27 protein-coding genes are annotated in these 24732 nt (G+C 67.6%); 24 read left to right on the plus strand and 3 right to left on the minus strand.

Annotation, left to right across the window (positions count from 1 at the left end):
• Complete coding sequence (purE, locus tag AC07U1_RS06890) at positions 1–498, minus strand: 5-(carboxyamino)imidazole ribonucleotide mutase (protein WP_492737672.1); 498 nt, start codon at positions 496–498, stop codon at positions 1–3.
• Between the two features lie 188 nt (positions 499–686).
• Between purE and AC07U1_RS06895 the strand changes: the two genes are divergently transcribed.
• The 4 genes from AC07U1_RS06895 to AC07U1_RS06910 all read left to right on the plus strand — a co-directional run bounded on the left by AC07U1_RS06895 (position 687) and on the right by AC07U1_RS06910 (position 2860).
• Positions 687–1331 carry a GGDEF domain-containing protein gene (locus AC07U1_RS06895; protein WP_056342511.1) on the plus strand — a complete coding sequence of 215 codons (645 nt, stop codon included), beginning with the start codon at positions 687–689 and terminating at the stop codon, positions 1329–1331.
• A 56-nt stretch (positions 1332–1387) separates the two neighbouring features.
• A complete protein-coding gene (locus AC07U1_RS06900) occupies positions 1388–1717 on the plus strand; it encodes a hypothetical protein (RefSeq protein ID WP_056342514.1) in 330 nt (109 codons plus the stop codon).
• A 25-nt stretch (positions 1718–1742) separates the two neighbouring features.
• Positions 1743–2315: a hypothetical protein gene (locus AC07U1_RS06905; RefSeq protein ID WP_495177040.1), complete on the plus strand. Its 573-nt coding sequence runs from the start codon at positions 1743–1745 to the stop codon at positions 2313–2315.
• An 89-nt stretch (positions 2316–2404) separates the two neighbouring features.
• Complete coding sequence (locus tag AC07U1_RS06910) at positions 2405–2860, plus strand: Dps family protein (protein WP_495177039.1); 456 nt, start codon at positions 2405–2407, stop codon at positions 2858–2860.
• Positions 2861–3077: 217 nt separating this feature from the next.
• On the opposite strand, the gene AC07U1_RS06915 is transcribed toward AC07U1_RS06910, so the two are convergent.
• Complete coding sequence (locus AC07U1_RS06915; RefSeq protein ID WP_056342523.1) at positions 3078–3887, minus strand: cold-shock protein; 810 nt, start codon at positions 3885–3887, stop codon at positions 3078–3080.
• A 261-nt stretch (positions 3888–4148) separates the two neighbouring features.
• Here AC07U1_RS06915 and AC07U1_RS06920 point away from each other — a divergent pair, with 261 nt between their 5' ends.
• The 16 genes from AC07U1_RS06920 (at position 4149) to AC07U1_RS06995 (ending at position 20344) form a co-directional block, all read left to right on the plus strand.
• On the plus strand, positions 4149–4766 hold the full coding sequence (locus AC07U1_RS06920; RefSeq protein WP_056342525.1) for a ribonuclease D: 618 nt from the start codon (positions 4149–4151) through the stop codon (positions 4764–4766).
• A gap of 13 nt (positions 4767–4779) precedes the next feature.
• Positions 4780–5418 (plus strand): LPS export ABC transporter periplasmic protein LptC, encoded by a 639-nt coding sequence (lptC, locus tag AC07U1_RS06925; protein WP_056342527.1) that lies wholly within the window; start codon positions 4780–4782, stop codon positions 5416–5418.
• Positions 5415–5999 (plus strand): LptA/OstA family protein, encoded by a 585-nt coding sequence (locus tag AC07U1_RS06930; protein ID WP_495177038.1) that lies wholly within the window; start codon positions 5415–5417, stop codon positions 5997–5999. Before lptC ends, AC07U1_RS06930 begins: the two co-directional genes overlap by 4 nt.
• Positions 6000–6129: 130 nt before the next feature.
• Positions 6130–6927 (plus strand): M15 family metallopeptidase, encoded by a 798-nt coding sequence (locus tag AC07U1_RS06935; RefSeq protein ID WP_495177037.1) that lies wholly within the window; start codon positions 6130–6132, stop codon positions 6925–6927.
• A gap of 143 nt (positions 6928–7070) precedes the next feature.
• Positions 7071–7223 (plus strand): hypothetical protein, encoded by a 153-nt coding sequence (locus AC07U1_RS06940; protein ID WP_187139628.1) that lies wholly within the window; start codon positions 7071–7073, stop codon positions 7221–7223.
• 286 nt (positions 7224–7509) lie between these two features.
• Positions 7510–9324 (plus strand): ABCB family ABC transporter ATP-binding protein/permease, encoded by a 1815-nt coding sequence (locus tag AC07U1_RS06945; protein WP_495177036.1) that lies wholly within the window; start codon positions 7510–7512, stop codon positions 9322–9324.
• A gap of 94 nt (positions 9325–9418) precedes the next feature.
• A complete protein-coding gene (locus tag AC07U1_RS06950; RefSeq protein ID WP_495177035.1) occupies positions 9419–9760 on the plus strand; it encodes an ArsR/SmtB family transcription factor in 342 nt (113 codons plus the stop codon).
• Positions 9757–10233 carry an ArsI/CadI family heavy metal resistance metalloenzyme gene (locus AC07U1_RS06955; protein ID WP_495177034.1) on the plus strand — a complete coding sequence of 159 codons (477 nt, stop codon included), beginning with the start codon at positions 9757–9759 and terminating at the stop codon, positions 10231–10233. The genes AC07U1_RS06950 and AC07U1_RS06955 overlap by 4 nt, the downstream gene beginning before the upstream one ends.
• A gap of 4 nt (positions 10234–10237) precedes the next feature.
• Positions 10238–10744: an arsenate reductase ArsC gene (locus AC07U1_RS06960; RefSeq protein ID WP_495177033.1), complete on the plus strand. Its 507-nt coding sequence runs from the start codon at positions 10238–10240 to the stop codon at positions 10742–10744.
• Entirely contained in the window at positions 10741–11406 is a 666-nt protein-coding gene (locus AC07U1_RS06965) for an aquaporin (RefSeq protein ID WP_495177032.1), read from the plus strand. Before AC07U1_RS06960 ends, AC07U1_RS06965 begins: the two co-directional genes overlap by 4 nt.
• Positions 11407–11542: 136 nt before the next feature.
• A complete protein-coding gene (locus AC07U1_RS06970) occupies positions 11543–13567 on the plus strand; it encodes a putative bifunctional diguanylate cyclase/phosphodiesterase (protein WP_495197670.1) in 2025 nt (674 codons plus the stop codon).
• A gap of 70 nt (positions 13568–13637) precedes the next feature.
• Positions 13638–15281 carry a cation:proton antiporter domain-containing protein gene (locus AC07U1_RS06975; RefSeq protein ID WP_495177030.1) on the plus strand — a complete coding sequence of 548 codons (1644 nt, stop codon included), beginning with the start codon at positions 13638–13640 and terminating at the stop codon, positions 15279–15281.
• Positions 15282–15455: 174 nt separating this feature from the next.
• Positions 15456–17231 carry a DNA helicase RecQ gene (gene recQ, locus AC07U1_RS06980; protein WP_495177029.1) on the plus strand — a complete coding sequence of 592 codons (1776 nt, stop codon included), beginning with the start codon at positions 15456–15458 and terminating at the stop codon, positions 17229–17231.
• 118 nt (positions 17232–17349) lie between these two features.
• On the plus strand, positions 17350–18333 hold the full coding sequence (locus AC07U1_RS06985) for a hypothetical protein (protein ID WP_495177028.1): 984 nt from the start codon (positions 17350–17352) through the stop codon (positions 18331–18333).
• 41 nt (positions 18334–18374) lie between these two features.
• Entirely contained in the window at positions 18375–19439 is a 1065-nt protein-coding gene (locus AC07U1_RS06990) for an AraC family transcriptional regulator (protein ID WP_495177027.1), read from the plus strand.
• A 77-nt stretch (positions 19440–19516) separates the two neighbouring features.
• Positions 19517–20344, plus strand: coding sequence for a sterol desaturase family protein (locus AC07U1_RS06995; protein ID WP_187139621.1), 828 nt, complete (start codon positions 19517–19519; stop codon positions 20342–20344).
• A 122-nt stretch (positions 20345–20466) separates the two neighbouring features.
• On the opposite strand, the gene AC07U1_RS07000 is transcribed toward AC07U1_RS06995, so the two are convergent.
• Positions 20467–21108, minus strand: coding sequence for a GNAT family N-acetyltransferase (locus tag AC07U1_RS07000; RefSeq protein WP_495177026.1), 642 nt, complete (start codon positions 21106–21108; stop codon positions 20467–20469).
• Between the two features lie 91 nt (positions 21109–21199).
• Between AC07U1_RS07000 and AC07U1_RS07005 the strand changes: the two genes are divergently transcribed.
• From AC07U1_RS07005 to AC07U1_RS07020, 4 genes are all read left to right on the plus strand, one after another.
• Positions 21200–21634: a TIGR01244 family sulfur transferase gene (locus AC07U1_RS07005; protein WP_056342550.1), complete on the plus strand. Its 435-nt coding sequence runs from the start codon at positions 21200–21202 to the stop codon at positions 21632–21634.
• Positions 21631–22038 carry a hypothetical protein gene (locus AC07U1_RS07010; RefSeq protein WP_056342553.1) on the plus strand — a complete coding sequence of 136 codons (408 nt, stop codon included), beginning with the start codon at positions 21631–21633 and terminating at the stop codon, positions 22036–22038. The genes AC07U1_RS07005 and AC07U1_RS07010 overlap by 4 nt, the downstream gene beginning before the upstream one ends.
• On the plus strand, positions 22031–22945 hold the full coding sequence (locus AC07U1_RS07015; protein ID WP_187139617.1) for a sterol desaturase family protein: 915 nt from the start codon (positions 22031–22033) through the stop codon (positions 22943–22945). The genes AC07U1_RS07010 and AC07U1_RS07015 overlap by 8 nt, the downstream gene beginning before the upstream one ends.
• 175 nt (positions 22946–23120) lie before the next feature.
• Positions 23121–24707 carry a GMC family oxidoreductase gene (locus AC07U1_RS07020; RefSeq protein WP_495177025.1) on the plus strand — a complete coding sequence of 529 codons (1587 nt, stop codon included), beginning with the start codon at positions 23121–23123 and terminating at the stop codon, positions 24705–24707.
• Positions 24708–24732 lie beyond the last annotated feature (25 nt).

Consider the following 24732-nt stretch of genomic DNA (forward strand, 5'->3'; position numbering starts at 1 on the left):
TCAGCCCTCGCGCACAGGGATCGGGGCGACGCCTTCGGACTGCGCGGCACGCCAGGCGTCGAGCTTTGCCGCGAGGCCGGCATCGGTGTTCGCGAGCAGCGCGGCGGCGAACAGCCCGGCGTTGGTCGCCCCGGCCTTGCCGATCGCGAAGGTCGCGACCGGAATGCCGCCGGGCATCTGGACGATCGAATAGAGGCTGTCGACGCCGTTCAAGGCCGCCGACTGGACGGGGACGCCGAGCACCGGCACGCGCGTCATCGACGCGACCATGCCGGGCAGGTGCGCGGCGCCGCCGGCGCCCGCGATGATCGCTTTCAGCCCGCGCGTCGCGGCGCTTTTGGCATAGGAAACAAGGCGGTCGGGGGTGCGGTGGGCCGAGACGATCTGGACCTCGTGGGCGATGCCGAAGGTTTCGAGGATGTGGACGGCGTGCGCCATCGTCGGCCAGTCCGACTGGCTGCCCATGATCACGCCAACGCTTGGCGCCGTGTCGCCCATCCCTCTGTCTCCCTGCCCGGGCGAGTCATCGCCGCGCCCCTCCCCTAGCGGGTCGAAATGATGCGGGCAACGCCATCAAATCGCGGGCTCCGTTTACCGATTGGTATCAAGTCCGTTCTAGGATCGCCCGTCACGAGAGACTGTCGGCATCCGGCCGGCGGCACGGGTTCGCTTCGGGGACGTTTGGGATGGACAGCATAGGGGGGGCACGGATCGCGGTCGATCACCTGACCGCCGTACCCGTCGACTCCATCGAGGACCAGTTGCGCGACGTTCGGCGCGAACGCGACGCGTTGCGCCGCGAAAATCGCGTCCTCAAGATCGCGGTCGCCGAACTCGAGCGCGTGTCGGAACGCGACACGCTGACCCCCTTGTTCAACCGCCGCTATTTCCTGACCGCGATCCACCAGCGCATCGCGCGCTTCGAACGCCATGCCGAGACCGCCGCGGTGGTCTTCGCCGACGTCAACCAGCTCAAATTCATCAACGACAGCTTCGGCCATGCCGCGGGCGATTTCGCGCTGATCCAGATTGCCGATCGGTTGCTGTCCTCGATCCGCGCGACCGATGTCGCGGCGCGCATCGGCGGCGACGAGTTCGGGCTGATTCTCGACCAGTCGACCGAGGAAGGCGCGCGGGCGCAGGTGACGCGGCTGTGCGATATGCTGATGGCGGCCCCCGCCGTCTATGACGGGCGCGAGATCGCGCTGTCGGCGTGCTTCGGGGTCGCGATGCTCCAGCCCGACATGACTGAATCGGACATCCTCGCGGCGGCCGACCGCGACATGTATCGCTGCAAGCAGGGGCAGGATGGCCCCGCCGGCCATCGCTAACCGTCCATTAACCAAATGAGCGCATCGTCACACCCTTGAGGACCAGGGGGTGTCAGATGTTGCATCACAACGACCCGAGCCACGATATCCAGCGCCGGATCACCGGGCAGATCGGCGCGCTCGCCGAGGCGCTGCCGCATTGCGCGCTGACCCAGATCGTCCAGGGGGTCGACGACATCCGTTGCCTGGCGCGGGATCATGGCTTTGCTGCGGTCGAGACGCTGGCGAGCCGGCTCGAATCGGCGGTCGCCGCGGGCGGCTATCGCGCCGCGATCCTGACCTATCTCGACGCGATGAGCGACGCCGCGAGCGTACCGCGCGGGCCGATGGCGCCCGCCGCGCAGGAAGCCTGGCTGGCGTCGGTCGCGATGCGCCTCGGGCACTGATTCCAACGCTTCGGGACCGAATTTCATGGATGCGATCATGCTGGCGCTCGTCGCGGTGGCGCTGGCCAACGCCGACGGACGGACGGGAGTTTTCCTGTCGCGCCTGCTCGCCGCGCGCGACGACCGGCGGCTGGTGTTCGGGATCGCGGTCGGCGTGTTCGTCGTCAATGCGGTGATCGCGGCGGTCGCCGGATCGATCGCCAACCGGATGATCGGGCAAGGCATCGTCGCGCTGCTCGTCGCCTTCGCGCTGCTGTCGGCGGCGGTGGCGCTCGCGTGGCGCGGGCGGCGGACGCTCGCCGACGATCGCGTGCTGACCGCGCCGGTACCGCTGCTCGCGGCGCGGATGCTGTTGATCCAGTTCGGCGACCGCAGCCATTTCCTGATCGGCGCGCTCGCGGCGACGAGCGGCGCGGGGCATTGGGCCGCGGCGGGCGGGCTGGCCGGATGGACGATCGCGATGCTGCCCTTCCTGGCTTTTGGACCCGCGCTCGCCGACCGGCTGGGCGCGAAGATCGTGCGCTGGGCGGCGGCGCTCATTCTGGCGATCTGGGGGCTGCGCAGCGCGATGACGGCGTTCGGGATGCTCGGCCAGTAATCGATTTTATCGATCATTCAGCGTGAAAGGCTGCGTGGGACCCTGTGCTTTCCGATCCCTATATTGCGGGAACAGGAAAGGAGGGTGTCATGCCCGACCATAATCAGCCCGCCGTCGCCGATGCGCTTAACGCGCTGCTCGCCGACAGTTTCGCGCTCTATCTCAAGACGAAGAATTATCACTGGCACGTCCAAGGGCCGCATTTTCGCGAATTGCACCTGCTGTTCGACGAACAGGCGACGCAGATACTCGCCACCACCGATCTGATCGCCGAGCGCGTGCGCAAGAATGGCGCCGCGACCTTGCGTTCGATCGGCGACGTCGGCCGCCGCCAGTTGATCCGCGACGACGATGCCGCGGGCGTCGATGCCGAAACGATGGTCCGCACGCTGGCCGCCGACAACAAGACCCTGCTGGCGCAGATCAAGGAGGTCAAGGCGGCGGCGGAAAAGGCCGGCGATATCGCGACGAGCGGCCTGGTCGACGCCTGGGCCGACGAGACCGAGCAGCGGGTGTGGTTCCTGGAGGCAACCGCGGGCTATTGAGCGGCAACTATCGACGCTTGATAGCCGACACAGCTTTAATCCGTTCGTGTCGGGCGAAGTCGGGGCACCCTGAAGGCATGCATTACTGCAGGGTGTCTCGACTTCGCTCGACACGAATGGAGATGGGGGGCTCGCGCCGTAAGATATGTGCCGCCACGCCCCCAACGAAAAAGGGCGGCCTCTCGGCCGCCCTTTTCCTTATCCGTTCGGACCGTAATCAGTCCTGGTGCGGCTGGATGTTCACCGCGGCGAACTTGCCGCGATCGTCGACTTCGATGTCGAAAGCGACGCGGTCGCCTTCCTCGAGGCCGGTCATGCCGGCGCGCTGCACCGCGCTGATGTGGACGAAGGCATCGGCCTGTCCGTCGTCACGCGCGATAAAGCCGAAGCCCTTGGTGGTGTTGAAGAACTTCACCGTGCCCGAGGTGCGTTCGCCGGTCAGTTGACGCCGGCCGCGGGCGCCGCCCGGTGCGGGACGGTCGCCGCCGAAGCCGCCGCGGTCACCGCGATCGTCGCGGCGCGGGGCGCTGTCCTCGATCGGCATCGGTTCGCCTTCGATCTTCAGGTCGATCGCCGACACCTTGCCGTTGCGTTCGACGAGGGTGAAGCCGAGCGGCTGGCCCGAGGCCAGGCCCTGCAGGCCCGCCTGTTCGACCGCGCTGATGTGCACGAACACATCCTCGCCGCCGTCGTCGCGCGCGACGAAGCCGAAGCCCTTCGACGGGTTGAAGAATTTGACGGTGCCATTGCCTTCGCCGACGACCTGCGCCGGCATGCCGCCGCCGCGTCCGCCGCCGAAGCCACCACCGCCGCCACGATCGCCGCCGCCGAAGCCGCCGCGATCACCGCCGCCGAAACCGCCCCCACGGTCCCCGCCGCCGCCACTGCGATCGCCGAAGCCGCCGCGCGACGCGCCGCCGCCATAGCTGTCACCGCCATAGGGCGCCGGTTCGAAGCTGTCGAAATTGCCGAAATCATCGCGCTTACCGCGCCCCCGATGGCCACGGCGGTCTTTGTTGAAACTCATTGTCTGATAGTCGCTTTCGGTCGTCCACGCTCCGTTACCACCGGCTCCTTGCGCCGGACGGAGACGCAGTTCACCCTTGGCACAGACTCGCCCCGTGCCGCTAACGGCGCAATATATAACCTAAATGAACGGCCGCTGCGAACAGAAAATTCGCGGGCTTCGTCGCGATGCGGGCAGCGTCCGTCGCACCCGCCCGGCGCGCCCGCGGCGCGGGCAAAACCAGTCATTGAGCCGCAAGGCGGCTTGGCCTAAGGCGAGGCCATGACAGTCTATTTCCATGAAGAGGATCTGCCCGAGGGCGTGCTGGGTCCAGGTGCGGTTGCGATCGATACCGAGACGATGGGGCTCAACCCGCTGCGCGACCGGCTGTGCCTGGTTCAGATCAGCGACGGTTCGGGCGACGAGCATCTCGTCCGCTTCGGTCCCGGCAGCGCCTATGACGCGCCGGTGCTGAAGGCGATATTGACCGATACCAACCGGTTGAAATTGTTCCATTTCGCGCGTTTCGACATCGCCGCGCTGCAGCAGGCGCTCGGCGTCGTGACCGCGCCGGTCTATTGCACCAAGATCGCCTCGCGGCTGATCCGCACCTACACCGACCGCCACGGGCTGAAGGAGCTGGTCCGCGAATTGCTGGGCCAGGAGGTGTCGAAACAGCAGCAGTCGAGCGACTGGGGTGCCGCAACGCTGAGCGACGCGCAGCGCGACTATGCCGCGAGCGACGTGCGCTTCCTCCACGCGATGAAGGAGATCCTCGACGCGCGGCTGGTCCGCGAGGGACGCATGGAACTGGCGCAATCCTGTTTCGACTTCCTGCCGACGCGCGCGGCGCTCGACCTCGCGGGTTGGCCCGAGGCCGATATTTTCGCGCACAGCTGAGGGGGCGATTCGCATGTCCGCCCGCGCCGATCATGATCGCACGATGCGCCAGTTGTGGGCGACCAGCGGGTCGAGCCACGACCGTGTCGTGCGCATCCTGCGCTTCGGCCTGCCGCTGGTGATCGGCGTCGTCGCCGCGGTGATGATTTTTTCGCCCTTCACCCAGCGGACCGAGGTCAGCTTCCTGCTCGCCAAGGACAAGGTCGAGGTGGCGCAGGAGCGGATGAAGGTGACCCGCGCCGAATATCGCGGGCAGGACACCAAGGGCCAGCCCTTCGCGCTCGTCGCGGGCAGCGCGGTCCAGAAAAGCTCGGCCGAACCGATCGTGCGGATGGAGCAATTGTCGGGCGCGATCAACCTCGCCGACGGGCCTGCGACGATCGCGGCGGCGGCAGGGCAATATAATATGGACACCGAACAGGTCGCGGTGCCCGGCGCGGTGCGCGTGCGCAGCGCCGACGGATACCGGATCGACGCGAGCAATGTCGCGATCGATTTGAAGTCGCGCAGCCTGACGGGCCGCGGCGGGGTCAATGGCACATTGAACATCGGCAATTTTTCGGCCAACGCGCTGTCGGCCGATCTCGACACGCGCGTCGTCCGCCTGTCGGGCAATGCCCGGCTGAGGATCAATCAGGGAGTGCTGAAATGACCGCAACGCCGCGCCTGGGGGGATTGCGCAGCCTGATCTTGGCGGGCGCGAGCTTCGCGCTGACCAGCCTCGCGATCCTGTCGGGCGGCAGCGGCGGCTCGGCCGCGCAGGCCCAGGCGCTCGCCAACCACAACAGCAACGCCCCCGTCGATTTCAGCGCCGGCAGCATCGAGGTGCAGGACCGGTCCGACCGCGTCGTGCTGTCGGGTGGGGTGCGGGTGACGCAGGCGGGCATGACCGTGACCTCGCAGCGCATGACCGTCGCTTATTCGCGGCAGGGCGGCACCGACGTCAACCGGCTCGACGCGACCGGCGGCGTCGTGGTGACCAAGGGCGACGAGCGCGCAACAGGCAATGTCGCGATCTACGACCTCGACAAGCGGCTGATCACGATGGTCGGCAATGTCCAGCTGACCCAGCGCGGCAACCGCCTGAACGGCGGGCGGCTGGTGATCGACCTCAATTCGGGGCGCGCGACGGTCGATGGGCGCGGCGCGACGCGCGGACCCGACGGCAATGTCGTCCCGGGTGCGGGCGGGCGCGTGACCGGCACCTTCACCGTTCCCGAACGCAAGCAGTAACGGCCTCTAAGTCAAGACGAATTCCGACCCGCGCGGCGAGCGCGGCTCATCACTTTCGCCCGTTACTTGCGATATCCCGGTTTCGTGTCACTATTCCCCTGTAATTTTTCAGAAGTGGGGGAGGCGAGTCGTGTCGATTTCCGAAAGCTTTCTTGATACGATATTCACCGTGACCGATCCCGATGCGCGGTTGCGCAAGCCGGGCGCGCTGTTCGAGTTCGAAACATGGCGGGCGGGCGACGCGCTGCCCGCCGGCGCCGCGGTCGGCGGGTTCAAGACGATCCCCAAGAACAGCAAGGTGAAGGTCGAGCAGATCAAGATCGAACCGTCGGGGAGCCAGTCGAAGATCGTCTTCGCGCTGGTCGTGCCGGCGGCGGGCGGCGCGGCGCTGGGGTGGACCTCGACGCGCAATTTCAGCGGCAGTTTTCGCAACGTCACGCTGGGCAAGATCGCTCCCGCGCCGGGAGCGGGGCAGTTCGGACCCAATGCGGCGTGGAAGGGCGGCGCCTATCAGGGCCAGATCACGCTGGTCCAGATCGTCGACCGGACGCTTGAGATCGAATATCTGTCGGAGGCGATCGTCGAGCCCTATCAGAAGATGGTCGCGGCGGCGGCGGCGGACGGCATCGCGATCCTGCTGAATTCGGGCTTTCGCACCTATGCCAACCAGAAATATCTCTATGAGGGCTATGTCGCGGGACGGCCGGGGTTCAACAAGGCCGCTAAGCCCGGGTCGTCGAACCACCAGCACGGCATCGCGCTCGACATCGACACCGCCGGGGGACTCGGCAGCCCGACCTATGACTGGCTGGCGAAGCATGCGACGCGCTTCGGTTTCATCCGCACCGTGCCGAGCGAGGCCTGGCATTGGGAGCATCGTCCCGCGGCGGCGGCGACGGCGCGCGCGGCGGGCAAGCACCAGCTCTGATCCGCGGCCGCGATTCACGGGAAAGGGCGCGCTAACCTTTTCCGTCAACGCGGCCGATACCATGGCGCGGCAAGGTGGCGGCGGGACCAGACCATATGCGGCACCGGGGGGTGCGACGCCGCGCAGTAAAAGGCGCCCCGCCCATGCGGTTCTCCCCGATTGTCACGCCGCGCCGCCCGCTGTTCGGCCGGCGGCTGACCACCATCGAAACCCCCGAACTTGCCGGCCCGACCAGCGAGGAACGGCGGCTGATCGACCGCCTGCTGCGGCGGGCGGGATATCGCGATTCGCGGTAGAAGAAGAAAATCTCACGCAAAGGCGCAAAGGCGCAAAGAAAAAGGGTCTCACACAAAGACACAAAGATGTCGCGCCTGGTCGGCTGGCGTCGGCTCGTCGCCGCAGGCGACATTTTCAAAGGCGCTTCGCGCGATCCTCGCGCCGCGCCCGTGGCGTGCGCTGCCCTCTTCGCGCCTTTGCGCCTTCGCGTGAGATATTCATGGCGCAGCGCGCGGAGGCATAAGTCAGCCTGTCGTCACCAACCCCGCTTGGCGTTGGGCGGCGTCCACCCTACATGGGGCGCCGATGCCGCCCGATACGCAAACTTCCGCCGATGCGGCCAAGGAACCGCCGGTGCTGGACACGCTGCGGCGCTTCCTGCCCTATCTGTGGCCCGCCGGGCACACCGAGCATAAGGTCCGCATCATCGCCGCGGGGCTCATCGTGCTCGCGTCGAAGGGCGTCCAGCTGTCGATGGGCTTCCTCTATGGCGCCGCGATCGACAAGATGGCGCCGGGGATGGAGCAGGGCGTCGCGCTCGCGATTGGGCTGGTGCTTGCTTATGCCGGGGCGCGTTTTGCCGGGGTGTTGTTCGACAATATGCGCAACGTCGTGTTCGAACGCGTCGGGCAGGATGCGACGCGCGAGCTGGCGATCGCGACCTTCACCCATCTCCACGCGCTGAGCCTGCGCTTCCACCTCGCGCGGCGCACCGGCGAGGTCACCAAGGTGATCGAGCGTGGGACCAAGAGCATCGACACGATGCTCTATTTCCTGTTGTTCAACATCGCGCCGACGATCGTCGAGCTGCTCGCGGTGCTGATCATCTTCTGGACCAAGTTCAGCTTTGGTCTCGCCAGCGCGACCGCGCTGATGGTGATCGTCTACATCATCTTCACGCGGCGGGTGACCGACTGGCGTAACGCGCTGCGCGTCCGGATGAACGACCTCGATACCCTCACCGTCGGGCGCAGCGTCGACAGCCTGCTCAATTACGAGACGGTCAAATATTTCGGCGCCGAGGAGCGCGAGGCGGCGCGCTATCGCGACGTCGCCGACCAATATGCCAAGGCCGCGGTGAAGAGCGAGAACAGCCTCGCCTGGCTCAACATCGGGCAGAGTTTTGTCACCAACGCCGCGATGGCGGGGGCGATGGCGTACACCGTCTGGGGCTGGTCGAAGGGGCAATATCAGGTCGGCGACGTGGTGCTGGTCAACACCTTGCTCGCGCAGCTGTTCCGCCCGCTCGACATGCTGGGCATGGTTTACCGGGTTATCCGCCAGGGGCTGATCGACATGGAGGCGATGTTCCGCCTGATCGATACGCCGAGCGAGGTCCGCGACGCCGAGGGCGCCTGGCCGCTGGTGGTGAACGGCGGCGCGGTGGCGTTCGAGAATGTGGTGTTCGGTTACGAACCCGACCGCACGATATTGAACGGCGTCAGCTTCGCGGTCGGCGCGGGCGAGACGCTGGCGATCGTCGGGCCGTCGGGCGCGGGCAAGTCGACGATCGCGCGGCTGCTCTTCCGTTTCTATGACCCGCAGGGCGGGCGGATCACCATCGACGATCAGGATATCGCCAAGGTCACGCAGAAAAGCCTGCGCGCCGAGATCGGCATCGTCCCGCAGGATACGGTGCTGTTCAACGACAGCATCGGCTATAACATCGCCTATGGCCGCGAGGATGCGAGCGCCGACGACATCACGGCGGCGGCCGAGGGCGCGGCGATCGACACCTTCATCGGCATCCTGCCGCAGGGTTATGACACCGAGGTCGGCGAGCGCGGGCTGAAGCTGTCGGGCGGCGAGAAACAGCGCGTCGCGATCGCGCGCACGCTGCTCAAGAACCCGCCCGTGCTGATCCTCGACGAAGCGACCAGCGCGCTCGACAGCCGCACCGAGGCGGCGATCCAGGACACACTCGACCGCATCGCCGAACGCCGCACGACGCTGGTGATCGCGCACCGCCTGTCGACGGTGACGGGGGCGGACCGGATCATCGTGCTCGACAAGGGACGGGTGGCGGAGACGGGGACGCACGAGCAATTGCTGCGCATGCGCGGGCTCTATGCCGATATGTGGGCGCGGCAGCAGGCGGAGAAGGAGGAGGGGACGGTTTAGGCCGCATCCCAACATTTCGACGATGTTCGAAATATAGCTTGACGCCCATCGATCGTTTCCATATTTCGACGATTATCGAATCATGGAGGCCGGGATGGAATCGGACAATGTTGTTCGCGCGCTCGGCGCGCTGGCGCAGGAGCATCGGCTCGCGCTGTTTCGCCTGCTCGTGCAGGCTGGTCCCGAGGGGCTCGCGGCGGGCGCGATCGCCGAGGCGCTGGGGGTGCCCGCGTCGTCGCTCTCCTTTCACCTCGCGCAACTGTCGAACGCCGGGCTGATCGGACAGCGGCGCGCGGGGCGCTCGCTGATCTACACCGCCGATTATGTCGCGATGAACGCGCTCGTCGGCTTTCTCACCGAAAATTGCTGCGGCGGCGGGGCGGTCTGCGCGCCCGCGCGCGACGTGCAGCCGCAAGACGAAAGGAAAAGCGCATGAGCCGGTTTCACATGCATGTCGGGGTCGCCGATCTGGGCAAGTCGATCGCCTTTTATTCGGGACTGTTCGGCGCGGCGCCGAGCGTGAGCAAGCCCGATTATGCGAAGTGGATGCTCGACGATCCGCGGATCAATTTCGCGATCTCGGTGCGCGATGGCGCGCATCGCGGGATCGAGCATGTCGGGCTGCAGGTTGAAGACGAAGCCGAACTGGCGGTGGTCTATGGGCGGCTGAAGGACGCGGGCGCGCCGGTGCTCGAAGAGGGCGCGACGACCTGCTGCTACGCCAAATCCGAAAAGAGCTGGATCGCCGACCCGGACGGGGTGGTGTGGGAAGCCTTTCTGACCAATGGCGCGGCGACCATCTACGGCGACAGCCCTGATTTCGCGCCGCTGGCGTCGCCCGCTGCCGCCGAAGGCGCTTGCTGCGTCCCCGCAGCGACTAAAGCGCCTGCGGCCAGCGGCTGCTGCTGACGCCATGGCGGGGGAAGGGCTGGCGGTGCTCGTGCTGTGCACTGGCAATTCGGCGCGGAGCATCTTGGGCGAGGCGCTGATCGGCCGGCGCGGCGCAGGACGGCTTCGCGCTTTTAGCGCGGGCAGCCGACCCAAGGGCGCGCCGTATCCGGCAGCGCTGCGGTTGCTCGCGGCAGAGGGCTTCGACGTGGCGGCCTTTCGCTCGAAGAGCTGGGACGAATTCGCCGCGCCGAGCGCGCCGCGCATCGACGTCGCAATCACCGTGTGCGGCAATGCCGCGGGCGAGGTCTGTCCCTTGTTCATCGGCGCGCCGGTGCGGGCGCATTGGGGGCTGGCCGATCCCGCCGACGTCGAGGGCGGTGAAGCGGCCGAGGATGCCGCCTTTGCCGAGACCTGGCGGCTGCTCGACATGCGCGTGCGCGCGCTGCTCGCGCTGCCGCTCGAAACGATGGACGCGGCGGCGCTGCGCGGCGCGTTGAACGACATCGGCCGGATGGAAGGCGCGGCGTGAGGCGCGCCGTCGCGGCCGAAGCGGTCGGCAGCTTCTTCCTGTTCGCGACCGTGGTCGGGTCGGGAATAATGGCCGAGGCGCTGTCGGCTGGGAACATGGGGATTGCCTTGCTCGCCAATGCGCTCGCGACTGGGGCGATATTGTTCGTGCTAATCGCGACGCTCGGGCCCGTTTCGGGAGCGCATTTCAATCCCGCCGTCACGCTGGTGAGGATGCTCGATCGTGCGACCGCGCCTCGAACCGCGCTGCTTTTTGTCGGAGCGCAACTCGCCGGCGGCGTCGCGGGTGTGTGGTCGGCGCATCTGATGTTCGACCTGCCGATCATGCAAATTTCGCAGCATTCCCGCACCGGAGCGGGGCAATGGACGGGGGAGCTTGTTGCGACTTTCGGACTGATCCTGACGATCATGGGGACGGTGCGGCACCGGCCCGGGTGGATCGCGCCGGCGGTGGCGCTCTATATCACCGCCGCCTATTGGTTCACCTCGTCGACCAGCTTTGCCAATCCCGCCATTACCGTCGCGCGCAGCCTTTCTGACAGTTTTGCTGGCATCGCACCGGTCGATGTCCCGGGGTTCGTGGCGGCGCAACTGGCGGGCGCGCTCGCGGGATGGTTGTTGGGTCGCTGGCTTTTCGGAGCCGACGCGACGGTCGGAAGCTGAGGGCGGCCCGATCAGCCCCCCACCGTCAACAATATTTACAAATTTGTAAGCAATTACCGCCATTTCGGCAGCAATCGTCCCGCCCTGTCCGCGGGCCGTTTTGCGTCAAGAGGTGGGGATTTTGATCAGGCTGGCCATGTGCATCGCGATCGAGCACGATCCGTGGCTCGTCGCGCTCGCCGTCGCGATCTGCGGCGTCGGTGCCTTTGCCATCGTGCAGATGTTCGAACGCGCGCGCGATGCGGAGCGGGCGCAGGGGATCGCATGGGCGTTCCTCGTCGCCGTCGCCGCCAGCGCGACGATCTGGTGCACCCATTTTGTCGCGATGCTCGCCTTTGAAGCGAAAGCCCCCGTCACTCTCGATCCGGTGTTGACGATCGCCTCGCTGATGGTCGCAATAGTCGGCTCGTTCATCGGTTTCGCGGTCGCCGCGTGGGGCCGCGACGATATTTTTGGCGCGATCGGCGGCGCGCTGTTCGGCGGCGCGATCGCCGCGATGCACTTTACCGGCATGACCGCCTATCGCGTCGACGGCATCGTCGCCTGGGACCGGAATTATATCGCCGCCGCGGTGATCAGCGGCATGGTCTTCGCCGCGGCCGCGCTGACCGTGCTGCGCACGCGGCGCGCGATGCGCCATCGGGTCCTGCTCGCCACGACGCTGATCGTGCTCGCGATCGCCTCGCTGCATTTCCTCGCGATGACGGCGATGCGCATCACCCCGATGGCGCTCGACCAAACACCGCTGCGTCCGGCCGAGTTCAATGCGCTGGCGCTCGCGACAGTGCTCGTCGGCGGCATCGTCATCGCCGCGGGCGTGTTCGCCGCGATGCTCGACCGGCAGACGCGCTCGGAGGCGATGCGCGAGCTGACCCATATGGCGATGAACGACGCGCTGACCGGCCTGCCCAACCGCACCGCCTTTCGTGCCGAACTGGCGCGGCAGATCGGCGCCGCGATCGTCAATGGCGAGCGCGTCGGTCTCTGCGCGATCGACCTCGACCGCTTCAAGGAAATCAACGACGTCCACGGCCACAAGGCCGGCGACGAGGTGCTCGCGCGCATCGCGCAGCGGATGCGCGATGCGCTCGGCCATAATGAATTTGTCGCGCGGCTGGGCGGCGACGAGTTCGTCGCGCTGACGCGTTTCACCGATCGCGCGCAGCTGACGGCGTTCGCGGCGCGGCTCGATGCCGAGCTGAAGGCCCCGCTGATTCTGGCGGATTTCGAGGCGCGGCTGGGCGCGAGCATCGGCATCGCGGTCTTCCCCGACGATGCCGCGACCGCCGAGGTGCTGGCGAACAATGCCGACCTCGCGATGTACCGCGCCAAGGCCGACGCCGCGCCGGTGCCGTGCCATTATGATTCGCAGCTCGACGAGGCGATCCGCGACCAGCGCGAACTCGCCGCCGACCTGCGCCGCGCGATCGACCGCGACGAACTCGACGTCCATTACCAGGTCCAGACATCGGTCACGAGCGGGGCGGTCACCGGCTATGAGGCGCTGCTGCGCTGGACCCATCCGCAACGCGGCGCGATCCCGCCCGCGGTGTTCATTCCGATCGCCGAATCGAACGGCTTCATCCTCGCGCTCGGCGAATGGGTGCTGCGCCGCGCCTGCGCCGATGCGGCGGCCTGGCCGCACCAGTCGAAGGTCGCGGTCAATGTGTCGCCGCTCCAGCTCGCGCACGCCGACCTGCCGCGCCTGTTCCACCAGATATTGCTCGACACCCGCCTGCCGCCGCGGCGGCTGGAGATCGAGCTGACCGAGACCGCGATCATCGCCGACCGCGACCGCGCGCTGCACGTGCTGCGCCAGATCAAGGCGCTGGGCATCGGGGTCGCGCTCGACGATTTCGGCACCGGCTATTCGTCGCTCGAAACGCTGCGCGCCTTTCCGTTCGACAAGATCAAGCTCGACCGCTTCTTCGCCGCCGAGCTGGAAGGCAATATCCAGTCGACGGCGATTTTGCGAGCGGTGCTGGCGCTGGGCAAAAGCCTGTCGATCCCGATCCTGGCGGAGGGGATCGAGACGCGCGAACAGCTCGAGGTGCTGCGCCGCGAGGGCTGCGACGAGGCGCAGGGTTTCCTGATCGGCCGCCCGGGCCGCGGGGTCGCGCTGGCAGATGCGGGCGGAGGCGTGGGCGCACAGGCCGCCTGACGGGTCGCCCGTCACGTTTTTTGCGCCGCACAACTTGACCCGCCGTGCCCGCGCCCCGTACGCAAGGAGCATGCCGCACGACACTTCTTTGATCGGAACCGTGGTCGCGGGCTTGGGGGTCGCCTTTTTGATGGGCGCGCTGGCGCACCGGCTGCGCATTTCGCCGATCGCGGGCTATCTGCTCGCCGGGGTGATGGTCGGGCCGTTCACCCCGGGTTTCGTTGCCGACACCGGGCTTGCGATGCAGCTCGCCGAGATCGGCGTGATCCTGCTGATGTTCGGGGTCGGCCTGCATTTTTCGCTGAAAGACCTGTTGTCGGTGCGCAAGATCGCGGTGCCGGGGGCGGTGCTGCAGATCGCGGTGGCGACCGCGCTGGGGATGATGCTCGGGCTGTGGCTCGGCTGGTCGATCGAGGGCAGCGTGGTCTTCGGCCTCGCGCTGTCGGTCGCCTCGACGGTGGTGCTGCTGCGCGCGTTGCAGGCGCGCGACATGGTCGAGACCGAAAAGGGACGGATCGCGGTCGGCTGGCTGATCGTCGAGGACCTCGTCATGGTGCTCGCGCTGGTGCTGCTGCCCGCGATGTTCGGGGCGCGCGGCGACGAGGGAACGAGCGCGGGGCTGCTGCAATCGGCGGCGATCGTGCTGGTCAAGGTCGTCGGTTTCGCCGCCTTCATGTTCGTGATCGCGCGGCGGGTGCTGCCCTGGGTGCTGCACTGGGTCGCGCATTCGGGATCGCGCGAGCTGTTCCGGCTCGCGGTGCTGGCGATCGCGCTAGGGGTCGCGTTCGGCGCGGCGGTGATTTTCGACGTGAGCTTTGCGCTCGGCGCCTTCTTTGCCGGCATGATCCTCGGCGAGACGCAGCTGTCGCGCCGCGCCGCCGAGGAAACGCTGCCGCTGCGCGACGCGTTTGCGGTGCTGTTCTTCGTATCGGTCGGCATGCTCTTTGACCCCAAGGTGCTGATCGAGCAGCCGGGGCCGGTGATCGCGACGGTCGCGATCATCGTCATCGGCAAATCGGTCGCCGCCTATGCGCTCGTCCGCGCCTTCGGCCATGATTCGCGAACCGCGCTGACCGTATCGGTCAGCCTGGCGCAGATCGGCGAATTCTCCTTCATCCTCGCGGGACTGGGGGTCGGGCTCGAGGTGCTGCCCGAAACCGGGCGCGACCTGATATTGGCGGGGGCGCTGCTGTCGATCCTGTTCAATCCGATCCTGTTTAGCCTCGCGGTGCGGCGGATCCGCGCCGAGCAGCCCGATGCGGCGGAGGAGCCGGTCGAGGCCGAAGCGGCGCCCGCGCCGTGCAACGCCGGGGTGGTGCTGATCGGATATGGCCGCGTCGGCAGCCATATCGGCTCGCTGATCTGCGGCCGCGGTGAGGGGCTGACGGTGATCGAGGACCAGAAGGACATGGCGGCGGCGGCGAAGCAGGCCGGCGCGACGGTGATCGTCGGCGACGCAACCAAGGAAAGCGTCCTGCGGCAGGCGGGGATCGAGGACGCCTCGACCCTGCTGATCGCGATCCCCGAGGGGGTCGAGGCGGGGGCGATTGTGCGCCGCGCGCGGGCGATCAATCCCAAGCTGCTGATCGTCGCGCGCGCGCATTCGGACGAGGAGGTGACCGACCTGGTGCGGCGCGGCGCCGACCATGTCGTGATGGCCGAACGCGAGACCGCGTCGCGGATGGCCGAACGGGCGATGCTGGCGCGGGCTTAGCTTCGCGTCTCATCCTACCTTTGTCATCCCCGCGAAAGCGGGGACCCAGTGAGGGGTAAGTCGACTTACGCACTGGGTCCCCGCTTTCGCGGGGATGACGATATTTGAGGATCGATCCCGATATTGAGGAGGTCGGGGCTTCCCCCACTCCCCCAAACTTCCTATCGCCCCGGCATGACCGCCGACGCGCTGCTCCCCCTCCTGAAATCGACCTTCGGCTTCGACCATTTCCGTGGCCGTCAGGGCGAAGTCGTCGACCGCGTCATGGCGGGCGAGCGCACGCTCGCGGTGATGCCGACCGGCGCGGGCAAGTCGCTGACCTATCAGCTGCCCGCGGTCGCGCTGCCCGGCTGCGTCGTCGTCGTGTCGCCGCTGATCGCGCTGATGCACGACCAGCTGCGCGGGGCGCGGGCGGCGGGAATCCGCGCGGCGGCGCTGACCAGCGTCGATGCCGATTTCGCCGAGACGCGCCAGCGCTATCGCGACGGCGACCTCGACCTGCTTTATGTGGCGCCCGAACGCGCGACCGGCGAGGGGTTTCGCGCGCTGCTCGAGGCGCGCAGTCCGGCGCTGTTCGCGATCGACGAGGCGCATTGCGTCAGCGAATGGGGGCATGATTTCCGCCCCGACTACCGTCTGCTGCGGCCCTTGCTCGACGCTTTCCCGGCGGTGCCGCGGCTCGCGCTGACCGCGACAGCCGACAAGCATACGCGCGAGGATATCCTCGTCCAGCTCGGCATCCCCGCGGGCGGACTGATCCTCGCGGGGTTCGACCGGCCGAACATCCGCTATGCGATGCGCGGGCGCGTCACCCCGGCGCGCCAGCTCACCGATTTCATCACCGCCAATCCGGGTCCCGGCATCGTCTATTGCCCGACGCGCAGCGGGACCGAGAAGCTCGCGAGCCAGCTCGCTGCCGCTACCGGGCGCAAGGTCGCGGCCTATCATGCCGGGCTCGATCCCGAAATCCGGGCGCGGGTGCAGCATGATTTCGTCGCGTCGGAGGACGGCATCGTCACCGCGACGGTCGCCTTCGGCATGGGGATCGACAAGCCCGACGTGCGCTTCGTCGCGCACGCCGGGCTGCCGAAATCGATCGAGGCCTATTATCAGGAAACCGGCCGCGCCGGCCGCGACGGCGACCCCGCCGAGGCGCTGATGCTGTGGGGGGCGACCGACTTCGCGATGGCGCGGTCGCGATTGGACGAACTGCCCGAGGCGCGCGTCGCCGGCGAGCGCGCGCGCCTGAATGCGCTCGGTGCGCTGGTCGAGACACCGGCGTGCCGCCGCGCCCTGCTGCTCCGCCATTTCGGCGAGGACCCGCCCGAGCGCTGTGGGAATTGCGACAATTGCCTCGAACCGCCGAGCCGGATCGACGCGACCGAGCTGGCGCGCAAACTGCTCTCGGCGGTGTATCGCACCGGGCAGAGCTTCGGCATCGGCCATGTCGAGGCGGTGCTGACGGGGCGCAGCGACGAGCGCATCGTCAGCCGCGGCCACGACAAATTGTCGGTGTTCGGCATCGTCGCGGGCGAGGAGGCGCGGCTGATCAAGCCGCTGGTGCGCAGCCTGATGGCGCGCGAGGCGCTCGCCACGACCGAACATGGCGGGCTGATGCTCGGCCCAGCGGCGCGCCCGGTGCTGAAGGGCGAGGCCGAGGTGCTGATGGCCGAACCGCCGGTGAAACGCACGCGGCGCGAGCGCGGCGGCGCGGGCGGGGCGCCGAACCCGGTCGGCGACCCGCTGTTCGACGCGCTGCGCAGCGTCCGGCGCGAACTCGCGGCCGAGGCGGGGGTGCCGCCCTATGTCGTGTTCCACGACGCGGTGCTGCGCGCGATGGCGACCGAAAAGCCCGGCTCGCTGCACGCGATGGGGGCGATCCCGGGGGTCGGCGCAAAAAAGCTCGAGGCGTGGGGCGATGCGTTTCTGGCGGTTATCCGGCAGTTTTGATCCGCGCGCGGCGCGCCAGGCAAATCGAAACCGGCCTCTCGGCCCGATCCCATCGCGATTGACAGGGACCCGCGACCGCCGCATCAGGCGCGCAGGGTCGCGGCCGATGGAGCCTGCCATGCTGCGCTATGCCCTGCCGATATTTCCCGCCCTGTTGCTTGCTGTTCCCGCCGCTGCCGAAGAAACCCCGGTCGTCTATGGCGACGCGGCGCGTTGCGGGGTGCTCAACAGCCTGATGGGGGTGCTCGTCGAGGGCGATACCGAAGCGGTGCGGACGCGCGAGGCGATGGCGCTGACCTGGTTCGCGCTCGCCAGCGACCGATCGGGGTTGAGCGACGCCGAGCAGACCGCCGCCTTCGATACGGTGCACAAGGAAGAGGGCGAAGCCGTGGTCGCGCAGCCCGCCGAAGGCAGCGCGCGGGCCGATCACCTGATCGGCCGCATGACCGCGTGCGACAAGCTGCGCCGCGCCCATCTCGACGCCTATCGCGACATGGCCGAACTGCTCGCGCTCGCGGCACCCGAAAAATTCGCGGACGGCGCCGCGCTGGAACGGCAGGGCAGGGAACCGCCGCCGATCCCGCGCAAGGATTTGAGCTTCGGCGACGGCTGGACCTTTCAGTCGCGCGGCAACAGCTGCATCGCGACGCGGCCGCTGGCGAAGGATCTGACGCTCGCGCTGCGCTTCACCAATTTCAACGATGGCAATATCTGGCTGAGCGGCAAGGCGCTGCCACGCATCGACGAAGGCAAATCCGAGGCGCTGTCGGCGCAGCACGAGAAGGGCGCGAGTGCCGGCGAGGATGCCGAAGGCAATCCGCGCGATCGGTTCGATCCCGGCGTCGCCTACGCCAATTTCCCGGGCACCGCGATCTTCGTCGATGGCGCGGTGGCCGCGCGCTTCATCTATGGCGCGACCGAGGACGGCGCGACCGATTACAAGCTGGGGGCGCTGCAGGAATATTATTGGCCGACTCTGAAGGCCGGCCGGACGATGCAGGTCAAGGTGCTCGGCAAGGAAATGGGGGTGGTCCAGCTTGCCGCCGCGGGCGGGCTGTGGGCCGAAATGCAGACCTGCATCGACCAATATCCCGACGGCTAGGCACGATGGCGCCGCCGCGCGCCGTGAGCTAGCAGACGGCAATGGCGGCGCTGGACATAATCGACCCGATGATTCGCGGCGGCGCGATTGCACTGTTCGCGCTGTGGATCGCAATTTTGGTGCGCGACCATCGCGCCGCCCTGTCGGCGCGGGTCGCGATCGCGATGAACGTCGCAATCATCGCCTATCTGCTGGCGCGGCTGTTCCGACCGCATGGCGCGGCGCTTTTCCCCTATGTGCTGAGCGATGCCTTGTCGGTGATGGTGCCGGCCCTGTTCTGGCTGTTCGCGCGGCTGTGGTTCGACGACCGGCAGCGGATCGGCCGGCGCAGTTGGTTGCTGGTGCTGGCGTTCGGCGCGTTGCCGCTGATCCAGGTTGCGCTGATCGCGGCGACCGGGCGCTTCAGCTGGGAGATTTGGGGGGTGGTGCGGATCGGCATGTTCGCCTTTGCGGTTGCGGGCATGTGGATCGCCTGGCGCGGGCGCGCCAACGACCTGATCGAGGCACGGCGCGGATTCCGGCTCGGCGTCGTCGGGGCGATCGGCGGCTTCATCCTGCTCGTCACCTTTGTCGAGATGTTTCACAACCGCGACATGAGCCGGGACCTTGGCCGGTCGGTGACGCTCGTGGCGATCTTCGTCGCGACCTTCATCGTCTCGGTCGGGCTGTACCGGTTTCGCGCAGCCGAATTGTTCGCGGCGCCGGGAGCGTCGACGGAACCCGATGCGGTGGCGTCGCCCACCGCGCCCTCGCCGCTGGCGCAGCGGTTGCGCGCGGTGATGGCCGATGAGCGCGCCTATCGCGCCGAGGGCTTTTCGATCGCGATGCTCGCGGCACGGCTCGGCGAGCCGGAGTACCGCGTGCGGCGCGCGATCAACGGCGAGATGGGCTATCGCAACTTCACCGCCTTCCTGAACGGCTTCCGGCTCGACGAGGTCCGCGCCGCGCTCGCCGACCCGGCGCAGCGCGAGGTGCCGATCCTGACGATCGCGCTCGACGCGGGTTTCGGCTCGCTCGGGCCGTTCAACCGCGCGTTCCGCGACGCCGAGGCGATGACGCCGAGCGAATATCGCAGCGTCCGACTCGCCGATTCCAGAATCGGCTAGCCGTTTTCCGACATCGGGGAGCGGGGCATCTGCTGCCGTGCTGAAAGGCGGGCATCCAATCCAGACAGGATGCCCCGATGCTCGACGCCTTTCCGCCGCTCGCCAATCTGGTCCACAAAGGGCCGGTCGTCTTCGCCTTCGACTTCGGTCGCTACCTGGTCGCCGCCGCGCTGGTCGCGGCGATCGTCTGGGGATTGCGGCGGACCAGCCTCAGGACTCGCAAGATCCAGGCGCGCGAGGCGACGATGGCCGACAGGCGCCGCGAATTCGCGCAATCGGTGCAGACCGTCGCGGTCTATACGGTCGTGTCGGCGTTCATCATCTGGGGCGTCGATGCCGGGGTGCTGCACCGGTTCGAGGGCAGCTATGGCTGGGTCGGCGACCTCGCGCTGCTCGCCGCGATCATCGTCGCCCACGACGCCTATTTCTATTGGGTGCACCGCGCGATGCACCACCCGAAATTGTTCAGGATCTTCCACCGCGCGCATCACCGCTCGATCACCCCGACGCCCTGGGCGGCGTACAGTTTCGCGATTCCCGAGGCGTTCGTGATGATCGCCTTCGTGCCGATCTGGCTCTTCTTCGTGCCGACCCCGGGCTGGGTGATGCTGAGCTGGATATTGTTCCAGATCCTGCGCAACGCGATGGGGCATGCGGGGTTCGAGCTCCACCCGCGCTGGTGGCTGTCGACGCCGTGGACGCGCTGGATCAACACGACGACGCACCACGACCTCCACCACAATGGCGGCTTCAACAAGAATTACGGGCTCTATTTCACCTGGTGGGACAAGATGATGGGGACCGAGCATCCGCGTTACGCCGAGCGTTTTGCCGAGGTGGTGGCCGGCGACCGGGCGGTGGGCGCGAAACCCGCCGACTCAGGCGCAACAGCGGTGGCCGCCTGAACCGAAACCGCCTTCCCGGGCGAGGGGTTCGGGGAGAAGGCAGTGGGGCGCCGCGCAAGGGCGTCCCGCCTCACGGAGCCTGGGGGCGCGGCTCGCGCCCCCAGGCTTTCGCGCCTTTCGGTTTATCGGCGGGGGCGCTCCGGCGGCGAGATGACCGAGACGATGTCGCTGCGCAGTGTCCAGCCGAGCCGTTCGTAAAGCGCCTTGCCGTCGGCGGTGGCGACCAGCAGGCATGTGGTGACGCCCCGCGCAACGGCGCGGCGACCGAGTTCGGCCATGATCGCCGAGCCGAGCCCGCGGCGAGCGAACGCCGCTTCGGTGACGATCTGGTCATAGACGGCGGTGCCGCCATGGATGCCGAGAACGCCGCGCGCGGCGAGCGACCCGTCGCCATGCCTGGCCACCGCCTCAAAACGGTCGGCGCTTTCATCGACTTCGATCGCAAAGCCGGGCGTGGGCCGCGCCGCCGGCGTGATGGCGTCGGTCGCCATCAGCCACATCGCGTCGCGCGGCTGCCAGCGCGGCGGAATATGGGGGAGAATGGCGTCGCGCGGCGCGGCAATGTCGACATAGATATGGGACGCCGCGACAGCGGCGAACGCATCGGCGGCCGCCTCCCCCGACACATTCCCCAGAATGAAGCGGCCGGCCTGATCGGGCTTGCCGACATCGAACCACAGCGCCGGAGGGGTGGTCGCGGCAACTGGATGGCCATAGCCGCGCGCCGCGCAATAGCCGAAGGCCCATGTGAAATGATCGTCCATGGCATCGACCATAGGTAAAGCGCCGGGCAAGGAAAGCGGCAACGCAGCTTCCCGCTTGTCAGCGAGCGGGCGGCGGGAGTAGATCGGCGCCATGAGCGATTTTCGAACCCTGTCCGCCGACTATAGCGTCGCCCCCCAGATTACACTCGAGGACGTGGCCGAGGCCAAGGCCGCGGGCTTCGCGATGATCGTCAACAACCGGCCCGACGGCGAGGAACCCTCGGCACCGCAGGGCGACGATATAGCGCATGCCGCGGCGGCCGAGGGACTGGCCTATGCCGCGATCCCGGTCGGCCATGCTGGCTTCAGCCATCCGCAGCTCGACGCGCTCGACACCTTGCTCGGCGATGCGACGGGGCCGATCCTCGCGTATTGCCGGTCGGGCACGCGCTCGACGCATCTGTGGGCGCTGACCCGCGCGCGCGCCGGCGACGACGTCGATGCCATCGTCGAGGCAGCGGCGAATGCGGGGTATGACCTGAGCGGGCTGCGGCCGATGATGGACGCGCTCGCGGGCGACAAATGACGCTGACGGACCTCATCCAATTGGGCGCTTCGCTGGTCGCGGTGCTGTTCGTCGCCTGGCTGGTCAAGGCCATGGGACTGGGCGCCGATCCGCGCATCGCGGACGAGGCGCATGCGATCCGCCTCGCCGAAGAGGCCGAGGCGGGGTTCAGGGGCGTCGAGGTCGCGCGCGACCGGGCGGGTTTCGCGGCGATCGTCCGCGATGCCGGGGGGCGCCAGATGCTGGTCCGCGCGCATGGCAATCATTTCGCGGCGCGCCCGATCGACGCCAGCGTGACCGGTCGGCTCGACAAGGACTTTCTGATCCTGACCATGCCCGAACGCACCTTCGGCACGGTGACGCTGCAATTGGGGAAGGACGCGGGGATGTGGGCCAGCCGGATGCGCGAGATCGCCCGTGGATAAGCTTCCCGATCCCGTCGTCTATGCGGTGCCCGCCTTCATCCTGCTGCTGATCGCCGAGATGATCGTTTCGCTGCGCCGCGACAAAAGTCGCTACGAGGCGCGCGACACGCTGACCTCGCTGATGCTCGGCACGGTCAGCCAGGTCGCCGGTGCGCTCGTCGGTGCGGCGGTGGTCGGCATGTCGGTGTGGGTCTATCAGTTCCACCTGTTCGACATCGGCATCGATTTCCGGAGCTGGTGGTGGGCGTGGATTCTCTGCTTCTTCCTCGACGATCTGGCTTATTATGCCTTCCACCGCAGCGCGCACCGCGTCCGCTGGTTCTGGGCGAGCCATGTCATCCACCACAGCTCGCAGCATTATAATCTCTCGACCGCGCTCAGGCAGACATGGACGGGCTTTTTCAGCCTGACCTTCCTCTTCCGGCTGCCTTTGTTTCTGATCGGCTTTCCGCCCGCGATGGTGTTCTTCTGCGCGGGGCTGAACCTGATCTACCAGTTCTGGATCCATACCGAGGCGATCGGGCGGATGCCGAAATGGTTCGAGGCAGTGATGAACACCCCGTCGCACCACCGCGTCCATCACGGCGTCAACCCGCGCTACCTCGACGCCAATTATGCCGGGGTCTTCATCATCTGGGACAAGATGTTCGGCAGCTTCGTCGCCGAGCGCGACGACGAACCGGTGCGCTATGGCATCGTCAAGCAGCTCGGCAGCTTCAACATATTATGGGCCGCGGTCCATGAATGGGTCGGCATCGCCAAGGACGTCTGGCATGCGCCGTGGAAGCACAAGCTCGACTATATGTGGCGCGAGCCCGGCTGGAGCCACGACGGCAGCCGCGCGACGAGTGCGATGATCAAGGAACGCTGGGCGGCGGGGCGGCCGGTGGAAGAGCCGGCGGAGTAGGCATCCTCGCCCCCGCGAAGGCGGGGGCCGTTGTCGGCCTTGGTCATCGGCGAAGGCGTAAACTTCCAGCGGCCCCCGCCTTCGCGGGGCGACGACTAGGGTCTTGCTTCGCCCGCTAATGACATTCATGTAAGCACCCGACGACCGCCCGCAGGCGGCGCGAGGGGAGCGGCATATGGATCAGTTCGACATCATCGTCATCGGCGGCGGCAGCGCGGGGAGCGCGGCGGCGGGCCGGCTGGCCGAGGACGGCAAGCGGACGGTGTGCCTGGTCGAGGCGGGTGGGACGAACGATATCGTCCGCGTCAAGACCCCGGGCTTCATGCCCTTCATCCCCGAGGCGTCGAACTATCGCTACGACACCGTCCCGCAAAAGGGGCTGAATGGCCGCATCGGATATCAGCCGCGCGGGCGCGGCCTCGGCGGGTCGAGCGCGATCAACGCGATGGTCTATATTCGCGGCCACCAGTTCGATTACGACCAGTGGCAGGCACTTGGCGCGAGCGGCTGGAGCTATGCCGACGTGCTGCCATATTTCAAACGCAGCGAGGGCAATGAGCGCGGGGCGGACGATTTCCACGGGAGTGACGGCCCGCTCAATGTCATGGACCAGCGCTGGCCCAATGTGACGAGCCGGCGCTTCGTCGAAAGCGCGGCGGCGCTGCAACTGCCGCGCACCGCCGATTTCAACGGACCGAATAACGAAGGCTTTGGCCTCTATCAGACGACGCAAAAGGCGGGCGAGCGCTGGTCGGCGGCGCGCGCCTATGTCGAACCGCTGCGCGGGCGCGCCAATCTCGACATTCGCACCAAGGCGCTGGTCGAGAAGATCCTCGTCGAGGACGGGCGCGCGACCGGGGTCGTGATCCGGCGCGGTGGTAGCCGGGAGACGCTGCGCGCGCGGGGCGGGGTCATCCTGTCGGCGGGGGCCTTCAACAGCCCGCAGATCCTGATGCTGTCGGGGATCGGTCCCGGCGCGCATCTGCAGGAGCAGGGCATCGATGTGGTCGCCGACCGCGCCGCGGTGGGCGCCGATTTGCAGGATCATATCGATTATGTGTCGAGTTGGGAGACGCGCTCGACCGATCCCTTCGGCGACAGCCTCGGTGGCAGCTGGCGGATGCTCAAGGCGATTGTCGAGCACCGGCTGAAACGCACCGGCATCATGACGACCTGCTTCGCCGAAGCGGGCGGCTTCTGGAAATCGCACCCCGACCTGCCCGCGCCCGATATCCAATATCATTTCGTGCCCGCGATGCTCGAGGACCATGGCCGGACCAAGGTCAAGGGGCATGGCTTTTCGATCCACGCCTGCGTGCTCCGCCCGGAGAGCCGCGGCACGGTGCGCCTCGCATCACCGGACGCCGCCGCCGCGCCCGCGATCGATCCGGGCTTCCTGACCGATGACCGTGACATGGCGACGCTCCGCGCCGGGGTGCGGATGATGCACCGCATCGCCGCCGCGCCGCCGCTGTCGGACTATGCCGGCGCCGACCGGCATCCGGTGGACCTCGCCGACGATGCCGCGCTCGACGCGCTGATCCGCAGCCGAGCCGACACCGTCTATCATCCGGTCGGGACGTGCCGCATGGGCAGCGACGATGCTTCGGTGGTCGACCCGACGCTGAAGGCGAAGGGCCTCGACGCGCTGTGGGTCGCCGATGCGAGCATCATGCCGCGGCTGGTCAGCGGCAACACCAATGCGCCGAGCATCATGATCGGCGAACGCGCGGCGGATTTCGTGAAGGCGGCTTTGGCCTGACGTTCCCCGGCGAAAGCCGGGACCC

The sequence above is a fragment of the Sphingopyxis sp. GW821-FHT02C12 genome (assembly GCF_059421785.1).

What these genes read in the sequence shown, in the direction of transcription:
- AC07U1_RS06915 (WP_056342523.1), bottom strand. Translation starts at nt 3,887, where the DNA reads ATGAGTTTCAACAAAGACCGCCGTGGCCATCGGGGGCGCGGTAAGCGC.
- AC07U1_RS06990 (WP_495177027.1), top strand. Translation starts at nt 18,375, where the DNA reads ATGGCGGCGCTGGACATAATCGACCCGATGATTCGCGGCGGCGCGATT.
- AC07U1_RS07010 (WP_056342553.1), top strand. Translation starts at nt 21,631, where the DNA reads ATGACGCTGACGGACCTCATCCAATTGGGCGCTTCGCTGGTCGCGGTG.
- AC07U1_RS06920 (WP_056342525.1), top strand. Translation starts at nt 4,149, where the DNA reads ATGACAGTCTATTTCCATGAAGAGGATCTGCCCGAGGGCGTGCTGGGT.
- AC07U1_RS06905 (WP_495177040.1), top strand. Translation starts at nt 1,743, where the DNA reads ATGGATGCGATCATGCTGGCGCTCGTCGCGGTGGCGCTGGCCAACGCC.
- AC07U1_RS06900 (WP_056342514.1), top strand. Translation starts at nt 1,388, where the DNA reads ATGTTGCATCACAACGACCCGAGCCACGATATCCAGCGCCGGATCACC.
- AC07U1_RS07000 (WP_495177026.1), bottom strand. Translation starts at nt 21,108, where the DNA reads ATGGACGATCATTTCACATGGGCCTTCGGCTATTGCGCGGCGCGCGGC.
- AC07U1_RS06970 (WP_495197670.1), top strand. Translation starts at nt 11,543, where the DNA reads ATGTGCATCGCGATCGAGCACGATCCGTGGCTCGTCGCGCTCGCCGTC.
- AC07U1_RS06930 (WP_495177038.1), top strand. Translation starts at nt 5,415, where the DNA reads ATGACCGCAACGCCGCGCCTGGGGGGATTGCGCAGCCTGATCTTGGCG.
- recQ (WP_495177029.1), top strand. Translation starts at nt 15,456, where the DNA reads ATGACCGCCGACGCGCTGCTCCCCCTCCTGAAATCGACCTTCGGCTTC.
- AC07U1_RS06910 (WP_495177039.1), top strand. Translation starts at nt 2,405, where the DNA reads ATGCCCGACCATAATCAGCCCGCCGTCGCCGATGCGCTTAACGCGCTG.
- AC07U1_RS06960 (WP_495177033.1), top strand. Translation starts at nt 10,238, where the DNA reads ATGGCGGGGGAAGGGCTGGCGGTGCTCGTGCTGTGCACTGGCAATTCG.
- AC07U1_RS07005 (WP_056342550.1), top strand. Translation starts at nt 21,200, where the DNA reads ATGAGCGATTTTCGAACCCTGTCCGCCGACTATAGCGTCGCCCCCCAG.
- AC07U1_RS06945 (WP_495177036.1), top strand. Translation starts at nt 7,510, where the DNA reads ATGCCGCCCGATACGCAAACTTCCGCCGATGCGGCCAAGGAACCGCCG.
- AC07U1_RS07020 (WP_495177025.1), top strand. Translation starts at nt 23,121, where the DNA reads ATGGATCAGTTCGACATCATCGTCATCGGCGGCGGCAGCGCGGGGAGC.
- AC07U1_RS06895 (WP_056342511.1), top strand. Translation starts at nt 687, where the DNA reads ATGGACAGCATAGGGGGGGCACGGATCGCGGTCGATCACCTGACCGCC.
- lptC (WP_056342527.1), top strand. Translation starts at nt 4,780, where the DNA reads ATGTCCGCCCGCGCCGATCATGATCGCACGATGCGCCAGTTGTGGGCG.
- AC07U1_RS06995 (WP_187139621.1), top strand. Translation starts at nt 19,517, where the DNA reads ATGCTCGACGCCTTTCCGCCGCTCGCCAATCTGGTCCACAAAGGGCCG.
- AC07U1_RS06950 (WP_495177035.1), top strand. Translation starts at nt 9,419, where the DNA reads ATGGAATCGGACAATGTTGTTCGCGCGCTCGGCGCGCTGGCGCAGGAG.
- AC07U1_RS06955 (WP_495177034.1), top strand. Translation starts at nt 9,757, where the DNA reads ATGAGCCGGTTTCACATGCATGTCGGGGTCGCCGATCTGGGCAAGTCG.
- AC07U1_RS06940 (WP_187139628.1), top strand. Translation starts at nt 7,071, where the DNA reads ATGCGGTTCTCCCCGATTGTCACGCCGCGCCGCCCGCTGTTCGGCCGG.
- AC07U1_RS06975 (WP_495177030.1), top strand. Translation starts at nt 13,638, where the DNA reads ATGCCGCACGACACTTCTTTGATCGGAACCGTGGTCGCGGGCTTGGGG.
- AC07U1_RS06985 (WP_495177028.1), top strand. Translation starts at nt 17,350, where the DNA reads ATGCTGCGCTATGCCCTGCCGATATTTCCCGCCCTGTTGCTTGCTGTT.
- purE (WP_492737672.1), bottom strand. Translation starts at nt 498, where the DNA reads ATGGGCGACACGGCGCCAAGCGTTGGCGTGATCATGGGCAGCCAGTCG.